Origin of the sequence: Candidatus Nitrosopumilus sp., from assembly GCF_965223225.1 — an archaeon.
Classification (GTDB): Archaea; Thermoproteota; Nitrososphaeria; order Nitrososphaerales; family Nitrosopumilaceae; genus Nitrosopumilus.
Window position 1 is genome coordinate 91,031 of record NZ_CBDCVU010000004.1, and the last position, 15,629, is coordinate 106,659.

Genomic DNA, 15,629 nt, shown 5'->3' on the forward strand with positions numbered 1-15,629 from the left:
TACAAATTGGATATTGAACGTATAGAGAACTCCTTCAAGGTCAATCCGAGTAAAAAATTCTCTTTTGCAAAGAGAGGGATGGTTGCATCTGCTTTTCCAGATGCTACGAAGGCAGGAGTTGAAATGCTGAGAAAAGGAGGAAACGCAGTGGATGCTGCATGTGCTACTGCACTTGCACTTGGGGTGTGCGAACCTCAGGCATCTGGAATTGGAGGGCAGTCATTGGCTATACTTCACATAAATGGCAAGTCTGTCGCAGTGGATGGTTCCAGCAGATCTCCTTCTTTAGCTCACTCTTCAGTCTATACAAGAAAGAGGAATCGCAAAATAGGCTACAAGGCAACAACAGTGCCAAGTACCTTATCCACAATAGGCTATATGCACAAAAAATATGGACGACTAGAATGGCAAACTATAGTTGCACCATCAATTCAAATTGCAAAAAAGGGTTACAAGATTACACAGTTACAACATGATTTACAAATAAGAGAACTGGAGAGTTTTCTTTCTATCAAATCAAAATCAGGAGCAAAATATTTTCTCAAAGATGGACTAGTCCCATATGACGTTGGAGACCGGTTCATACAAAATGATCTTGCACATACATTGTCAATCATATCTGAGAACGGCTTTGAGAGTTTCTATCAAGGAGATATTGCTAAAAAAATTGATCAAGACATGAGAAATAATCGTGGACTTGTTCGTGAAGAAGATCTTGTTTTCATAAGAGATCCAATTGAAAAAAAACCTCTAAGCAGAAAATACAGACGTGTATCAGTAGTTACCCTGCCACCCCCTGCAGCCGGCAGAACATTATTGCTTACCCTTATGATGCTCAATCACCTGCCTTCGAAATTTTTGCGCAGCGGCAAGATGAGTTCCTATCACTTTGTTGCTGAAACATTCAGAAAGGCTTTTTTGTACAGGACACAACAACCACTTCAGCGCCACACTTATGATCAGACAAATGAAAATGTGGACTTGCAACGACACTTTGCAAAACAGATGGCCGAATCAATCCATGATTCAATGGATGCTACTCTGCCAATGGTTGATCCTGATTTTGGAGGTGAAGACACTACTCATCTCTCAGTTATGGATGATGAAGGAAACGCAGTGGGAATTACCCAATCAATTGAGCTTGCATACGGCTCAAAAGCAGCAGCAGACGGTCTTGGCTTTCTTTACAATAATTACATGTCTGCATTTGAATTCTCAAATGCAAACCATCCATATTACATTAGACCAAATGCAATTCCATGGACTTCGGTTTCTCCTTCATTGATATTTCACGATAAAAAACTCTGGATGGTAGTTGGCAGTCCTGGCAGCCAGCGAATTTTTTCCACAATAACACAATTCCTCTCAAGGATAGTTGATGGAAATCTTCCAATGAATGAAGCAATTGACAGGCCAAGATTCCATTGTGCAATTGGTGGGACAGTAAGTCTTGAAGAGGGAGGATTTAGTCATGAAATCGTAGACTATCTTAAAGATATGGGTTATGAGATATCCATGAAAGAACGATATTCGTTTTATCATGGAGCAATACACGCAGCCATGAAAATGCAGACACAACAGGGTTTTCAAGGCGTTGCAGAAGTCCGACGTGATGGTACTGCCGAGGGTTTGAATTGAGCAAAACCCTTCCTGTTTTGTTATCTATTCCACATGGGGGAACAAAGAGGCCTCCTGAACTTGATGGACATCTTTGCATTACAGAGAAAGACCAGTTTGATGATTCAGATCCTTTTGTTGTTGAGATGTATGATGTTGGCAGTATGGTCCAGAAAGTTATCAAAACTGACATTGCAAGGGCATTTGTTGACTTGAATAGATCGTTGCAGGATCTTCCTCCAACCAATCCTGACGGATTGATAAAAAGCATGACCTGCTACCAAAAACCAATCTATCTCGAAGGAAAATCCCCTGATGATTCACTTACAAAACTGATAATTGATACATACTACAAACCATATCACAGAGAAATTCAGAAAAGCATTCGTGAATTAGACTTGCAGCTGTGTCTTGATTGCCATTCTATGGCAGAAATTGCACCTGAAATATCTCCTGATGGAAATAAAAAGAAAAGACCACTTTTTTGTCTGTCTAACCAAGATGGAAAAACGTCTTCAGCAGAGATGATTGAGTTGCTAGCAGATTGTGTTTCAGATTCATTTTCAATTGATAAAAATGATATTTCTCTTAATGACCCGTTTAAGGGAGGACACATTACAAGAACATATGGTGGCAATCCAATACCGTGGATACAAATTGAGATGAATAGAAGCTTGTATATGTCAGAGGAATGGTTTGATCACGATACCTTAACAATTGATAAAAAGAGATTGGATGAACTAAATCATATGTTTGAAAGAACTTTGGTCCAATTTTTTAACAAGATAAATTACTAACAGATAAAACCACAACCCCAACAAACAGAAAAAACCAATTTTCTAAAGGACAGTCGTTCTAAATTGTGGATATTGTGATGTCATCAAAGAGCTCCTCTGCCTTCTTGATTATTCTTTTGTCGTCTGCATCTGGCTCTGCTGTAATCAATACCAAATTATCTCCTATTGGGACACTGATGACCAATTGTTTTGTCCTCCTTGATGCAATATAGTCAATTGGTCCCAAAACGTCATCAAGTTCCTGCCTCATTTTAAAATCAAGCTGCATTTGCATGTATGTCATGCGTACCTTTTCATCCTCTAACATTGGAGTTATTCCATTTCGAAATCCTCCTGCAACAAGGTGTCCCAATTGATTGATAACCCCTACATGTCTTACTTTGCCTTCCTCTGCCAGCTTTTGACATGCAACATCAAGATCCTGTATTTGTTTGGGGGTAAGAATTGTCATTGTCATAACCTCAAAAGTATCAATGCAGTGTATTGTATCTTCTCCTCATGCAACACAGTAGTGGTAAGCTTGATGTCAAAAACATCTCTATCCTGAATGCATTCGTTAATCAGACTGTCAAGCTCTGACTTGTTGTCTGATTCTACTATCTCCACCTTCATTCTTTGTCATTCTCCTATTTTTTCCAGAATCTGCTTCTTCTTTTGAGTAAACCCCTTTGGAGATAATATTCCTTCCTGTTTTAACTCTGCCAGCCTTTTTAGCAAATCCAAATCTTTCTGATAATGTATCTTCTTCCTATTTTGCAGTCCCTTCATAGATGTATTCCTCCAACCAATTGCTCTTGGGGCATTCTCTGAAATAGTGGTTTTGCCATGTGATATTATATTTGATGATTTTTCAATTGTTAACTTGGCAAATTTGTTAATGTTTTTGTTAACCTGTTTGAATCCCTTGGCAGCATCACTTTGAATTGATTTTGGCATGCCTGATGCAATTTTTTTAAAACCTTCTAACTTTTCTAATCCTGAAAGTCCTGAAAATTTTGATTTAGCATCTTCTCTTCTACTTAATATCTCATTTTCTGTCCTGTTTGCTTTTCTATGTTTTGTATTTTCGATAGCATTTCTTATTATGATTGTATTTGTATCCAGACATCTTTGGACATCAAACATATCTTGACAAATTTCTGTTACTGTCTGTTCTGATAACCCAAAGAAAGTATTTACTGGCATCTTTTGTTTTGTTTCTTGTTTCATAAACTGGTGTCAATACATCTAGAATATAACATTAGAAAGAATTGATATGTTTCATCATCAAGCAAACAAGTTGATTATATTCAGAATAAAATCAAGTAGTTTATTTGAAATTACCTTTGCTCAAAATTCTCCATTTTTAATACCAACTTTTCAAATAACTGTCTCATGACACAACAAATCGCAATAAACAAACATGTGCAAGAATCAACCCAATCAAATTCTGTCTTTTGTGCTGGAAACAAGCTCAAAAATTCCCTTCAAAACGATGCAGCAAAGATTGGTGCAATGGACTTGATGGGTCTTTCGTGGATCTTTGCAGATAAAGAGGTGGAAATATCCAACGACGTACAATTGTAGATATTGTGATTTTACCTGGGATGCAGGTGGAGGTAATTTTGAGGATGTATTGATTCATGAAAAGACTCACAAACAAACCAAATCAAAAACAAGATCTGACACAAGTCATGAAGAATCTAAAATAGTGGAGGCAAAATAATTGTCGTACAGACTGATTCAGGATACCTGCACCCATGATTCCAAACTAAAGATGACAGGATTTGAGGATAGATACGAATGTGTCCGTTGCCAGAAGATCTTCAGACGTTCTTCCATGTTCGGTGAAAAAAGGGATGATTCCTAAATGTTTGAGGCAATAACATCGACTTTCCATTTATTGGAATTTGGCATGTGTACTCTATACAAATCTGAAACAGCAAAAATACAATCAAAAAACAAGACCATCTTTTGATTCTAAGATATTGGAGTACAAATAAGATCTTGCTTAGATCTTTAAGAGAAGGTGAAATGAATGAAAACAAGATACAGAAAAACCAAATTTGGAATATGGCCCGTCTTAACTGCTGAAATAAAATAATCAAAAATGGGAGAAATTATTTTTTTGAAAATCATTTTTGATTTTTATCGATAGGTTAAAAATTCACAACCGAGAAGAGGATGTAATAATGATTTACATTGATGACTTGCGTGTCTGCAAATCTTGCGGAAATGTTTTTTCTATAAAGGCCGGAAAAACCCACATTCTAGAATGTCCGCAATGCAAACAGTCAATTTTTGACAAAATAAAAATAAATTATGAGGAGTTGACACAGGAATAATGTATAAAACAATCCTTGTACCGCATGCAGGTACTCCTGCAGGAGATGAGGCACTTAATCATGCAATATTTAGCGCAAAAGCCTCCTCTGCCAAATTGATAGTATTGCACATAGTTGAAGAAATTCACAGACCTAGGACAATGGGATTGTCCGAAGATCAGAAAGAGAAGCTTCTTGGAAGCATAAACGATGCAAATGAATCTATCAAAAAAGAGGCAAAAAAAGAGCTGGAACAAAAGATTGCTGACCTTAAGGCAGATGTAAGATCTGATGTTATGGTAGTTGTTGGGGATCCAGCTGAGATAATTTTAGATGTAATTAACCAGGAAAATGTGGACCTTGTGGTAATGGCAAAAAGAAGGAAGCTAAAAGGAGTAAAGAAACTACTGTCTCTGGGAAGCGTCTCAAGAAAGATTGTAGAAAACAGTCCCTGTCCAATATTGTTAATAGATGTTGAAAAGATCTGACCTTGAATTTTTAAACTAATGCTCGCCCAATAAGGACGTAACAGAGAGATCCAAATGGCATTCAGAAAGACAGTAGAACCATCACAAGTAACCGATGCAAAAGATGGTTTAACACCTAGTCAAAGAATATTTAGATTTCTAGTTATCTGGATTTTTGAGAAACAAAGGTAAATGATTAGAGAATTGTTTGGCTTTATCTGGGATTTGATATCAAATAACTAACTGTCACCAAATTTACCATAAAACTGCTACTTTACTTCATTCCAATGCGATATATGTGATGATCTTGAACCTTTTTGGTATGCATCAATCAAGTCAATTGCAGTAATAATTCCAATCAAATCTTTTTCATAAGTGATTCCAAGTCTTTTAATGTTGTTTGCAGCCATAACACGTGCAACGCCTTTTGCATTAACAGTATGTTCGGCCTTTATCAATGGCCAGGAAGAGTGCGCGTTAATTGAATCATTTAATGAAACATTTTCTTTTAGACAATGCAGGATGTCTCTCTCAGTAAAGATCCCATAATATGCAAAATCCGTTATGATTAGACTTCCAACACCTTTATCGAACATAATTCTGGCAGCTTCTTTGATTGATATTTTTGAATTGCACTTAGCCAGATCCTTGCTAATGAATGGTTTTATTGACGGATTATTGTCTATTTTTTGAAAAGCCCTTAAAATGTCAGTAGCCGTGATTATTCCAACCAATTTTTTGGACTCGGCAAAGACTAAAAGTCGAGATTTTTTTGATGTCATCATTTTTGCTGCATCAAGCATGGATGTTCCAGGATTGACTTCTTCATACTGTTGTTCTCCTATGTCTTTGACTGGAGTGTTTGGATCTGCATTGTTTGTTACTATGTGTCTTAGAACCTCCCTTTCTGTAAAGACTCCCGTGGGTTTTCTTCCTTCCATAACTACAAGATTACCAAATCCTCTTTCAGACATAAAGTCAACGACTGTCTTAAAGGAGACATTGGATTCAACTGAAATTGGATACGCAGTCATAAATTGAGAAACTGAAAGATCTTCTATTTTTAGAAACATGAATTTAAAAAACAATACAAATTATTTTACTCAAATATTAGAAAACCAAGTTTGATAATCACTTTGGAGAATCATGTCGTCTTGTAATATTGATAAATTATTAGACATTTAGCAATTAATGGTCGTAAAATCGTTTGAGTACCGCATTCCCCAAATCACATACCTAGTCAAGAAAAAATTATGGGCTCAGGTTCTAGTTGGTCTTTTCTTTGGTTTAATTTTAGGAATAATTCTGGGCCCCGAAGCAAATTTGGTACCAAAGGAGTCTGTTCAGATAATCACAGAATGGTTGTCAATACCTGCAAATCTATTTCTTAAAATAATCCAAATGATTATAATTCCACTTATTTTTGCATCCATAATCCGCGGCCTAACATCTACAGGCAATATGGAACAACTAAGATCAATCGGCATTGGAGCTACCGTGTATTTTATAATCACCACCATAATTGCCATGGCAATTGGAATTTTGGTTGCAACCACAATAATGCCGGGAAATTATATTGACAGTTCTTTATTGTTTGAAAGCTTTGGAATCAAGGAAGCTGAAAATACTGTAGAACAAACTGACTTTACTCTAAGTGATATCCCTCAAGGCATTATTGGTTTTATTCCCAGCAACCCGCTACAATCAATGCTTTCAGGTGAGATGCTAAGCATAATCGTTTTTGCCTTGTTTATTGGAGTGGCACTGATATCATTACCCAAGAAAAACTCTGAACCAATTCTGGAATTGCTAGATGGAGTACAAAATATCACTATGAAGGTAGTGTCATGGGCAATGCGTTTGGCGCCCTTTGCAGCTTTTGGATTGATGGCAGACATTACCTCAAAACTTGGTGTCTCTGCACTTGTAGGACTGGGAGTATACATGGTAACTGTTGTAATCGGACTATTTGGAGTATTGATTGTTTATGTGATCATAATCAAGTTTTTTACCAAAAGACCTCTTGGCTCAACATTGGGAATACTCAAGGATCCAATGCTACTGGGTTTTTCAACATCAAGCTCTGCTGCCGTAATGCCTGTCTCCATAAAGACTGCTGAAGAGAAACTAAAAGTAAAACCCGAAGTTTCGCAGTTTGTTATTCCTTTGGGGGCAACAATCAATATGAACGGAACTGCATTGTACCAAGTAGTTGCAGTATTTTTCCTTGCCCAGCTCTTCAATATTGATTTGGGGTTTACCACCATACTTTTAATTGCACTGACCGCACTTGCAGCATCAATAGGAGCTCCTTCTGCTCCCGGAACCGGAATAGTGATACTTTCCTCAATACTTGTCACTGCAGGAATTCCTCCAGTTGGAATCGTGCTGATCTTGGGAGTTGACAGGATTTTGGACATGACTAGAACAATGATTAATGTCACAGGAGATCTTACTGCTTGCTTGTTTTTTGATAAAACGATAAAACTTCAGGATGTTAAAAATGAGTCCAAACCCAAAGCCTCATGATGGATGTTGGGAATATTTTTTTCTGTGTTATTTTGTGAAGAACGTTACAAGCAGGTTTGTCTTATTGAAACAAAACCAAAAAACTATTGATTATTTTTGATACAGAATCTGCATGGTGTAAATCCTTTTTTTTGGCATTGACTAGCGTGTCAGGAGTAAAATACATGCGATCCTCCTTTGACACCTCTTGAATTCCACATGCGGGTTTCATGTATTTGAGATGATGCACAATCATGTCTGATCTCTTTCCAAAATATCCTGTCAAAATTATTTTCCTCTGTTATAGATATATCTGGAAATTGGTATTCGGGGATTTTCACTAGATACTTTCTGGAATAAAACTAAATTCATTTTAAAATTTCCACCTTTTTCATTTTATTGCTAGTCTAAAATTTTTTTGCACAATACACATTCTCTTCTGTTTCCCAACTCTGGATTAACAATGGATGGAAAATGTGTACAATTTTCTTGAATTGTCTTTATGTATGCCAAGATCAGATCTCTATCTCCAATGTTTTGATGTTATCATTTTGTTTTTTTGATCTTTTTTGGCCTGAATGGTTTTTGTGAGTTTTTTCATGCGCTAATACTTTTTGAAAGTCACCTTCCCAGGATTCCCAAACAAAACTGCAATGCCTACAATGATAAGTCAATCATTTCTTCCTCCAATGAAAGTCTCACTATGAAACGTCTTGTTTGAAAAGATCCAAGATAACCCCATTATGTCTATTGCCGCAACGTCGTTTACTTTGGTTGGAAGAAGGCTTTCGGCCTCCCTTCCAACCAGAAAACGATGGTCTTGATTACTCTTCTGGCTATGTATGTTTAACATAATTTGTTGTACCACATACCAAAGTAAACTAAGATGATATTAAGAGAAAAGAATTTTGTATAGAGACAATCTTAAGGTATCTGGTTGATTTCATTCTGATTTTAGTCAACTGTTATTTGGATTAAAAACGAGTTTGTAGAACTTTCTCCAACAGAGAACTTGATGAATAAGAAAAGACGCAAGAAACTATTTGAAAATGATGATAATGATGAGGATTAAAGGATTTTTGAAATTTTGGCTTTGGAAAAGTACATGGAATCATAGTTGAAGGTTGAGACAATGAAAGTAAAATGTAAGTACTGTGGAAAAGATTTTGATTTGTTTAATTCTGATTTTTGCAGTATGGAATGTACTGTGAACTATTATTCCAAACCTTGATTGCTTAACTGGTTTTTGATATTTGTAGTCTAGTATTGTACACCAACTCGGTATTAGTAGAACATTTTACTCGACTCTTTTTGTGACTTCCAAACTAATCACATCAACAGTGTCATCTAACGGAAAGAAGACGATAGATGACCTTGGTAAAAGCATTAGAAAACTGCATGCAGATTATGACAAGCAGCTAAAAAATGCAAAAACTCGAGGAAGGTTACGTCAAGTGTATCTGAAACACAAACGTGATCATCAAAAACTCCTCAAAAAACATCTCAAACAAGAAGAGATGACAATCAAAAAACTGGGAAAGATACTAGACGAAGAAAGCTAGTTTTCCAACCAGAAATTATTTTTTATTTTTCTTCCAGTTTCAACCTACTCCTTTTTTATAATGTTCAAAACGAATAATATTATGGAATTTCATACCATAGAACCGTCATACCTTTCTAAAGATGGATGCAGGTTAGTCTGGAAAGGAATTGATGAGGATGACACTGATGTTGTAATCCTAAACAAAAAAGAACTAGAGGATCTGGTGGAAATTCTAAAGTCTAATGGCACTGGCGAAGTAGAATTAGAAGATCAATCTAGCATGATCAGGATCAATTCTGATGTTACTGAGTTTATTCTAAAAAATCATAGATTACTTGAGGCGAAAACCACCTTAATTCAGGAACAAGTATTGGAATTTGTCAAGGTTCCTCATGAGCCTCAATACGTATACGTGGGAACAAAGGAGTTCTATCCGTCAGTATGGATACGAGATGACAAAGATTTACCAAAAAATAATACCAATTCACAAAGAAAATCATCCAAACAATCTTTAATTCAGGCAATTCTTTCTTCTGAACCACAGAAATTCCAACAAGATCTTTCTCCTACTGATCTATTTAGAATATTATCTACAAGACGCTCAACCAGAAAATTTGACAAGGCCAAGGTTGAAGATTGGAAAATTGACAAAATTCTCTCGGCTGCTGATGTGGCCCCAACTGCAGGGAATTTTCAGGGATTTCAAGTATTTCTAATAAAAAATAATTCTGCAAAAGAAGCACTTGTAGAAGCTGCAAACAAACAACCTTACGTAAATGCCCCTGTTGTTATGGTATTTTGTACTGATCCCTCGCGAGTTAAACTGAAATTTCCCACCGAAATTTTAGAGAAATTCTCACTGCAGGATGCAACTATTGCAGCATCTTTTGCATTGCTTGCAGCATCTGGATTAGGGTTAAGCACAATTTGGATAGGAATGTTTGATGAAGAAAAAGTAAAGAAGATTCTTGGTACAGAATTAAAGCCTTCTTCGATTCTTTGTATTGGTTATCCTGACAAGAAAAAGTCTCCAAAATCCAGAAGAAAACTCAAAGAGCTAATTCGAGTCATTGAATAAAATACAATTATTTTTTCTGTTGATGAGAAGGTGCTGATAAAGCAATGACATATTTGCTTATCTTAACCATTCGAAATTTTCTTAATTGTTATGTTATGTTCTGTCCCTAAAATGGATAATCGATAAAGAATACACTCAAAATAACCAAAACTATTCCCAAACAAATGTAAAATAATATCGTACCTGTCAAATATTTTTTTGCAGTTGATCTTTCATGATATTTTCTGGGGGTAATTCCTCAAAAGAAAGACGATGGTACATCCCAAAACTAAACCTACTACATTTGACGATGAAGCAATAATGAGCCACTGAATATGTCAAAATTAAACAGTGCTAATCCGATTCCAATTACTGTGGCTGGTGGAACCAGTGCAGCAGCAATGGCCACTCCAAGAATTCCTGGAATTATTGATACCATTGCAATTCCAGCCGCCACTCCTAACAGTATTCCAAGTATCACGTCAACTGGTGATGGTGAAGTTTTGGTCTCAATCTCATGCGTAATTGGTAGTTCTACAAATTGTATTGCAATAAGTGAAACAGTAGAGCTTACCGCGACTACTGTAACGATTAATACGAATCCTGAAACAAACGATCTAAGCATTTTTTCTGGCCTCCCAATTGCTGCATTAAATGAAAAAACAGTCAATGGGTCTATTAGCGGAGAAATCAACATTGCACCAATAACCACAGCTGGGCTATTCATGTACAATCCTGCTGAAGCTATTACAGTGGATATCATTATCATAATGAGCAGATCTTTCTTGAAATGGACAAATGGTTCTGTCTGAGGAATTAGTTCCTCTACCACTTGGGGTATCTTTTTTGGCTTTTTTATTTTACCTACAAGGTCATGTAGGTATTCAGATACGGTTGCATCAATTTTATTTGTTGTTATGAATATGTCTCTTTGTTTTGTGTTTACTATCTTTGAAAGACTATCAATAATGTTTGGAGCTAGGTCATCTGGAGCCGTAATGATATAGCGAGCCAATTCGACATCCTCAAATGTTTTTCCCTCTAATTTCTGGTATGGAAGGTCTTTTTTAAAAAGAAACTTTTCTATCAATAGACACTTGTCCATGTATGATGTGACCTCTATCTTTTTCAATCATGTGATTTTGCTTGTGTTTTTTATTTTGTCTGAAATTTTTATGGATGATATTTGAGATTTCTATGTTTTTCTCACACAATTAAGGTGGCACAATGTGCATTTCTGAATACGGCCTCTATTGTACTATGATAATGTATCCTTTCATAGTGTGATGGTGATTTCTTTTTACCCATAACAATTAGATCAACGTCATGTTTGTCTGCAAATTCAAGTATTTTCTCACCTGCAATCCCATTTTTTACTATCTTGGAATTCATCAAAACTCCGTGTTTTTCGGCAAAATTTTTCATGCTTGCATGTTTCCCCACTACCAGTCTTCTCTCTCTTTCAAATGCTATCTTGCTTGCCTTGGTTTTAAAAAACCCAAACATGTGACAATCTTCAATACAGGTGAGGACTGTAACCTTTGCACCTGATAAATTTGCTATCTGAATTGATTTTCTAAAGGCCCTCTGACTTCCTGGTGTGTCGTTATATGGTACTAAAATATGATCAAAGACTCTAGACATTTTTCTCACAAACTCACCAGAATATTGGTTGTTCCTACCATTTTTGCAAACACATTTCTGCAAGACTCGCACGCATCTAACTCACCTACATATGTCATTGATTTTACTTGCAGATTCTTGATATTTAACATATCTAAAAAACTCAGTTATGGAATTTGAGAAATCATTTAACTTTGCAAAAGAGCATTTTTATTCAATTGGAATTTATCGAAATCGTTGCAATAGTGGTTCTTATTGGATTCTATGCATTGTTCAGTGGCCTTGAAATTGCAATTGTGGGAACCAGACGCGCCAAGGTCATGATGCTTTATCACAAAAAAGTGCGTGGTGCTTTTGCCCTATACAAGCTAAAATCAAACCCAAGTAGAATGACCTCTAGTGTAAATTTGGGAAACACACTGGTTAACGTAGCATCCTCAGTACTGGCTGCAGACGTTTCAATCAAGCTATTAGGAGATCAAGGTGTTGGAATTGCCATTGGACTCATGACTTTTGTCATATTGGTATTTGGTGAAATTTTGCCAAAGACATATTCCAACATTCAGTCTGAAAAAGTGGCTCTGCGCTTTAGCAGATTCCTTCTTGTGTTTACTTATCTAATGTATCCTGTTGTATTGCTTTTAGAGTATCTTACCAAAGCATTCTTGAAACTAGTTGGACGTTCATCATACCCAAAACCAATTACTGAAGAAGACATCAAGGAAGTAATTGATTTGGGATTGTCTGAGAAGGCAATTGAGCGTGAAGAGCATAAGTTGGTACACAACGCACTTGAATTTGACGACAAACCAATTCGCAAGGTAATGACTCCCAAAGAATATCTTTTTTCACTGGATGCTGACAAATCCTTGTCTGAATCTATTTTACAAATACGGGAAAAAAGATTCTCAAGAATACCTGTTTATTCAAAGGTTCCAGAAAACATTGTAGGAATCTTACATCTTTGGGATGTTGCACGCTTGCCTGAAAAAGAATACAAGAAAACCAAACTAGGAAAGATTGCAAGAAAACCTTTTTTTGTTTTTTCAAGCGAAAGGATAAGTAACTTACTGAAATCTCTTAAAAAAAATGCAAGCCACATGGCAATTGTTTTAGATGAACATGAAAACCTAGAAGGCATAATTACTGTAGAGGATCTGCTAGAAGAGATTGTGGGAGACATAGCAGGAGAGACTAAAAGAAGATAAATTATTTTGTGTTCATCATTGAAAATCATATTCTATCTTTAAATCCAAAAATTTTCAAGGTACTGTAATTGCGAAAACTGATTTGGGTTATGATGCTTGTAGTGTTGATTACAATTCCGTTACAATCAACTGTATTTGCCGAGTTATCATATGACGTCAATATCCCTTCTGGTTCTGCTGACAAGGACTCTCCATTTCATTGGTCAAGTGAGAAGGATGGAGACACATCAGGATTCATTGAGATCATAGTAAATGATACGATTTTTTGGAGAAATGGAGATACGGTTGCTCATACCGTTACTTCTGGGAATCCTCTGGATGGTCCTAATGGAATTTTTGATAGTGGCAAGATTGATCCTGGAAAGTTCTTTGTACAAAAATTCACAGAAATAGGAGAATTTCCATATTATTGTACTCTACATCCGTGGAGAACCGGTCTTGTAAGTGTAGTTAGTGGTCACAGTGTCTTGCCTAACGTAGGTCTTGATTTTGGAGAAGGTGCTAATATTTTTGATATTGAATACAAGTTTAATCGATTAATCGATCACGCAAGTATTGATGAGAGTACAAAATCAATTTCTTTTGAATTAAAAGGAAATACATTAAACGATGATAACACGTTGACCTTGTTTCTTCCTTCTAGTTTGATCAGTGGAATATCCTCAGTGTCTATTGATGGAGTCATGACAGACGAATTTACTCAAGAATTTAGTGATGACGTTACCGTATTGGTAATCAATGAAGTTTCATCTAGTGCAAAATCATTCACCATAACTGGAACCAAAATAGTTCCTGAATTTGGAACAATAGCTGTAATGATACTGACAGTGTCCATAACGTCAATAATTGCAATTTCCACAAGGTTGAGACTGAGTATCCTTCCAAGAACATAGTCAAACTGTCTCTCGTCTATTTTCTGTTTTGTAAATGAGAACAATCCTTATTCACTTGGGCTATCACCAAGATACTAGCGCTGGCTTTTGGTTATAATCTTGAAAATTATTCTTGGTTTTCATAGTACAAACGTATTACCTCGTCAACCACAATGTTTGTGTCTGTTTCTTTTTCACATGACACAAGAAGTAAATAGTCATTGCCCAGATAAAATGAAAATCGTTTGATTGTATCGTATTCAGCAAGAGTGTACTTTGTCTTGCCAAGCCATTTTGATGTGTCCTTTCGTGATTTCCAATCCATTATCGAGAGGCTGACGAGTTCTTTTTCGGCATGGTCTGAAAGCAGGCTTTCTACTCCCTCACGCATTCCTCCTCCAACCCTGTTGGCCCATTCATCATATACTGATGCAAATCGAATTTTGGGATCAATTTTTAGTATCTGTGAGCAAAATCTTTCATAGTCCAATAGTTATTTCCACCAATAATCTCTAATCAATTTTTTGGTATATGTGGAGTATAAAATGCAAATTTGCCCAAGTCAAGATGAATTATCTAGAATCGACTTGAAAGTAGCAATAATCTCCTCAATCTTTGCAATCTCAAAATTCAGTTTGGTAATAACCAAAATCATATGAGATCCCACAGGTATGGATATCTTCTCCACATCTCTTCTTTTGGATATGACATATCTTACCGGACCAAATAATTCATCATAGTCTTTTCTCATCTCAATGTCCAGTTTCAGCTGCATGTACATCATCTTCCATGTTTGTTCGGATCCTACTGATTTCATTTTCTTGCTAAAGCCTCCCGCAATAAGGTTACCCAGATTGTTTATCCCCCCGACAAACTTTACATCGTCATTTTCAAGAATTAAACTACATTCTTTTTCCAATTCTGCTATTTCTGATGCAGTCAGGACTGACATTAGATGAGACAGCCTCCCTCTAAAGTTCCATTAAACAGTATCTTTTCCAGACTAGTTATGCTTCCCATTTCTTCTTACTCTCAAAATTACTATGGTTTTTTATCAGATAAATTATTTTTTTATTATCTCATTGTTGGATTTCTATAGTCTCTTATCCAAAAATCATTCTCGAGTAAAAACAAAAGTGTTTGAGGACACACTATGGATTTTTGTGTTGTTGTTACATCTACAGGCATTCAAGTGCAAATACTAAATGCTATTTAGAATAATCAATTATTCAGAATCTACTTAGAACATCTATGGTTTTAATTTGATCTTGATGATCTGCCAAATAATACAAGATTCTATCTGAGTCAATTTCTACCCACTCTGATTCTCCTTGATAGTTAACAATGTCTTCAAAGAAAGCTCCTTCATTAACTCCACTTAGGTGTAATAATGCCTTTTCATCTCTAAACTGTACTGGCAACTTGATTAGTTGCTCTCTTAGTACGCTCTGGCCTTGAATGTTAATCTTGTACTCTTCTTTGTCTATCTCTACAATTCCAAAAAAATGATTTGGAAACATGTCCAATCTCTTTATCTTTATTGACAAGGTTTTTTTCAATTGGTTATTCATGGTCTTTATAGGAATTTCATGTATTTCTTAATTTTTTGACAAAACCCTCTTCTAATGATAAAT

General features: G+C 36.0%; 20 protein-coding genes. 9 read left to right on the forward strand and 11 right to left on the reverse strand.

Annotated features, from left to right (window positions below; genetic code table 11):
• Nucleotides 1-6: 6 nt before the first annotated feature.
• Nucleotides 7-1,638: a gamma-glutamyltransferase gene (gene ggt / locus ACOQN3_RS00820; protein ID WP_420544601.1), complete on the forward strand. Its 1,632-nt coding sequence runs from the start codon at nt 7-9 to the stop codon at nt 1,636-1,638.
• Nucleotides 1,635-2,414: an N-formylglutamate amidohydrolase gene (locus ACOQN3_RS00825; RefSeq protein WP_420544602.1), complete on the forward strand. Its 780-nt coding sequence runs from the start codon at nt 1,635-1,637 to the stop codon at nt 2,412-2,414. Before ggt ends, ACOQN3_RS00825 begins: the two co-directional genes overlap by 4 nt.
• A gap of 58 nt (nt 2,415-2,472) precedes the next feature.
• On the opposite strand, the gene ACOQN3_RS00830 is transcribed toward ACOQN3_RS00825, so the two are convergent.
• Genes ACOQN3_RS00830 through ACOQN3_RS00840 form a run of 3 tightly spaced genes read right to left on the reverse strand, consistent with a single transcriptional unit; the run spans nt 2,473 to nt 3,623 of the window.
• Entirely contained in the window at nt 2,473-2,865 is a 393-nt protein-coding gene (locus ACOQN3_RS00830) for a DUF6659 family protein (RefSeq protein WP_420544603.1), read from the reverse strand.
• A 2-nt stretch (nt 2,866-2,867) separates the two neighbouring features.
• Nucleotides 2,868-3,026: a hypothetical protein gene (locus ACOQN3_RS00835; protein ID WP_420544604.1), complete on the reverse strand. Its 159-nt coding sequence runs from the start codon at nt 3,024-3,026 to the stop codon at nt 2,868-2,870.
• A gap of 6 nt (nt 3,027-3,032) precedes the next feature.
• Nucleotides 3,033-3,623 (reverse strand): hypothetical protein, encoded by a 591-nt coding sequence (locus ACOQN3_RS00840; RefSeq protein WP_420544605.1) that lies wholly within the window; start codon nt 3,621-3,623, stop codon nt 3,033-3,035.
• A gap of 165 nt (nt 3,624-3,788) precedes the next feature.
• Here ACOQN3_RS00840 and ACOQN3_RS00845 point away from each other — a divergent pair, with 165 nt between their 5' ends.
• Complete coding sequence (locus tag ACOQN3_RS00845) at nt 3,789-3,980, forward strand: hypothetical protein (RefSeq protein ID WP_420544606.1); 192 nt, start codon at nt 3,789-3,791, stop codon at nt 3,978-3,980.
• Between the two features lie 757 nt (nt 3,981-4,737).
• Complete coding sequence (locus tag ACOQN3_RS00850) at nt 4,738-5,205, forward strand: universal stress protein (RefSeq protein WP_420544607.1); 468 nt, start codon at nt 4,738-4,740, stop codon at nt 5,203-5,205.
• A gap of 248 nt (nt 5,206-5,453) precedes the next feature.
• Here ACOQN3_RS00850 and ACOQN3_RS00855 read toward each other — a convergent pair whose 3' ends face one another.
• On the reverse strand, nt 5,454-6,257 hold the full coding sequence (locus ACOQN3_RS00855) for a CBS domain-containing protein (RefSeq protein WP_420544608.1): 804 nt from the start codon (nt 6,255-6,257) through the stop codon (nt 5,454-5,456).
• A gap of 118 nt (nt 6,258-6,375) precedes the next feature.
• Here ACOQN3_RS00855 and ACOQN3_RS00860 point away from each other — a divergent pair, with 118 nt between their 5' ends.
• A complete protein-coding gene (locus tag ACOQN3_RS00860; RefSeq protein WP_420544609.1) occupies nt 6,376-7,713 on the forward strand; it encodes a dicarboxylate/amino acid:cation symporter in 1,338 nt (445 codons plus the stop codon).
• A 61-nt stretch (nt 7,714-7,774) separates the two neighbouring features.
• On the opposite strand, the gene ACOQN3_RS00865 is transcribed toward ACOQN3_RS00860, so the two are convergent.
• Together ACOQN3_RS00865 and ACOQN3_RS00870 are read right to left on the reverse strand one after the other, a co-directional pair.
• On the reverse strand, nt 7,775-7,948 hold the full coding sequence (locus ACOQN3_RS00865; protein WP_420544610.1) for a hypothetical protein: 174 nt from the start codon (nt 7,946-7,948) through the stop codon (nt 7,775-7,777).
• Between the two features lie 414 nt (nt 7,949-8,362).
• Nucleotides 8,363-8,560 carry a hypothetical protein gene (locus ACOQN3_RS00870; protein WP_420544611.1) on the reverse strand — a complete coding sequence of 66 codons (198 nt, stop codon included), beginning with the start codon at nt 8,558-8,560 and terminating at the stop codon, nt 8,363-8,365.
• A 445-nt stretch (nt 8,561-9,005) separates the two neighbouring features.
• Here ACOQN3_RS00870 and ACOQN3_RS00875 point away from each other — a divergent pair, with 445 nt between their 5' ends.
• Nucleotides 9,006-9,254 (forward strand): hypothetical protein, encoded by a 249-nt coding sequence (locus ACOQN3_RS00875; RefSeq protein WP_420544612.1) that lies wholly within the window; start codon nt 9,006-9,008, stop codon nt 9,252-9,254.
• An 81-nt stretch (nt 9,255-9,335) separates the two neighbouring features.
• Nucleotides 9,336-10,313 carry a nitroreductase family protein gene (locus tag ACOQN3_RS00880; RefSeq protein ID WP_420544613.1) on the forward strand — a complete coding sequence of 326 codons (978 nt, stop codon included), beginning with the start codon at nt 9,336-9,338 and terminating at the stop codon, nt 10,311-10,313.
• A 277-nt stretch (nt 10,314-10,590) separates the two neighbouring features.
• Here ACOQN3_RS00880 and ACOQN3_RS00885 read toward each other — a convergent pair whose 3' ends face one another.
• Both ACOQN3_RS00885 and ACOQN3_RS00890 read right to left on the reverse strand, forming a co-directional pair.
• Nucleotides 10,591-11,397 carry a DUF389 domain-containing protein gene (locus ACOQN3_RS00885; protein ID WP_420544614.1) on the reverse strand — a complete coding sequence of 269 codons (807 nt, stop codon included), beginning with the start codon at nt 11,395-11,397 and terminating at the stop codon, nt 10,591-10,593.
• A gap of 101 nt (nt 11,398-11,498) precedes the next feature.
• Nucleotides 11,499-11,936: a universal stress protein gene (locus ACOQN3_RS00890; protein ID WP_420544615.1), complete on the reverse strand. Its 438-nt coding sequence runs from the start codon at nt 11,934-11,936 to the stop codon at nt 11,499-11,501.
• Nucleotides 11,937-12,133: 197 nt separating this feature from the next.
• Here ACOQN3_RS00890 and ACOQN3_RS00895 point away from each other — a divergent pair, with 197 nt between their 5' ends.
• Together ACOQN3_RS00895 and ACOQN3_RS00900 are read left to right on the forward strand one after the other, a co-directional pair.
• Nucleotides 12,134-13,123 (forward strand): hemolysin family protein, encoded by a 990-nt coding sequence (locus tag ACOQN3_RS00895; RefSeq protein ID WP_420544616.1) that lies wholly within the window; start codon nt 12,134-12,136, stop codon nt 13,121-13,123.
• A 68-nt stretch (nt 13,124-13,191) separates the two neighbouring features.
• Nucleotides 13,192-14,016, forward strand: coding sequence for a PEFG-CTERM sorting domain-containing protein (locus ACOQN3_RS00900; protein WP_420544617.1), 825 nt, complete (start codon nt 13,192-13,194; stop codon nt 14,014-14,016).
• A gap of 106 nt (nt 14,017-14,122) precedes the next feature.
• Here ACOQN3_RS00900 and ACOQN3_RS00905 read toward each other — a convergent pair whose 3' ends face one another.
• The 3 genes from ACOQN3_RS00905 to ACOQN3_RS00915 all read right to left on the reverse strand — a co-directional run bounded on the left by ACOQN3_RS00905 (nt 14,123) and on the right by ACOQN3_RS00915 (nt 15,515).
• A complete protein-coding gene (locus tag ACOQN3_RS00905; protein WP_420544618.1) occupies nt 14,123-14,485 on the reverse strand; it encodes a hypothetical protein in 363 nt (120 codons plus the stop codon).
• Nucleotides 14,486-14,557: 72 nt separating this feature from the next.
• Nucleotides 14,558-14,947: a DUF6659 family protein gene (locus ACOQN3_RS00910; RefSeq protein WP_420544619.1), complete on the reverse strand. Its 390-nt coding sequence runs from the start codon at nt 14,945-14,947 to the stop codon at nt 14,558-14,560.
• A 277-nt stretch (nt 14,948-15,224) separates the two neighbouring features.
• Nucleotides 15,225-15,515 carry a hypothetical protein gene (locus tag ACOQN3_RS00915; protein ID WP_420544620.1) on the reverse strand — a complete coding sequence of 97 codons (291 nt, stop codon included), beginning with the start codon at nt 15,513-15,515 and terminating at the stop codon, nt 15,225-15,227.
• Nucleotides 15,516-15,629 lie beyond the last annotated feature (114 nt).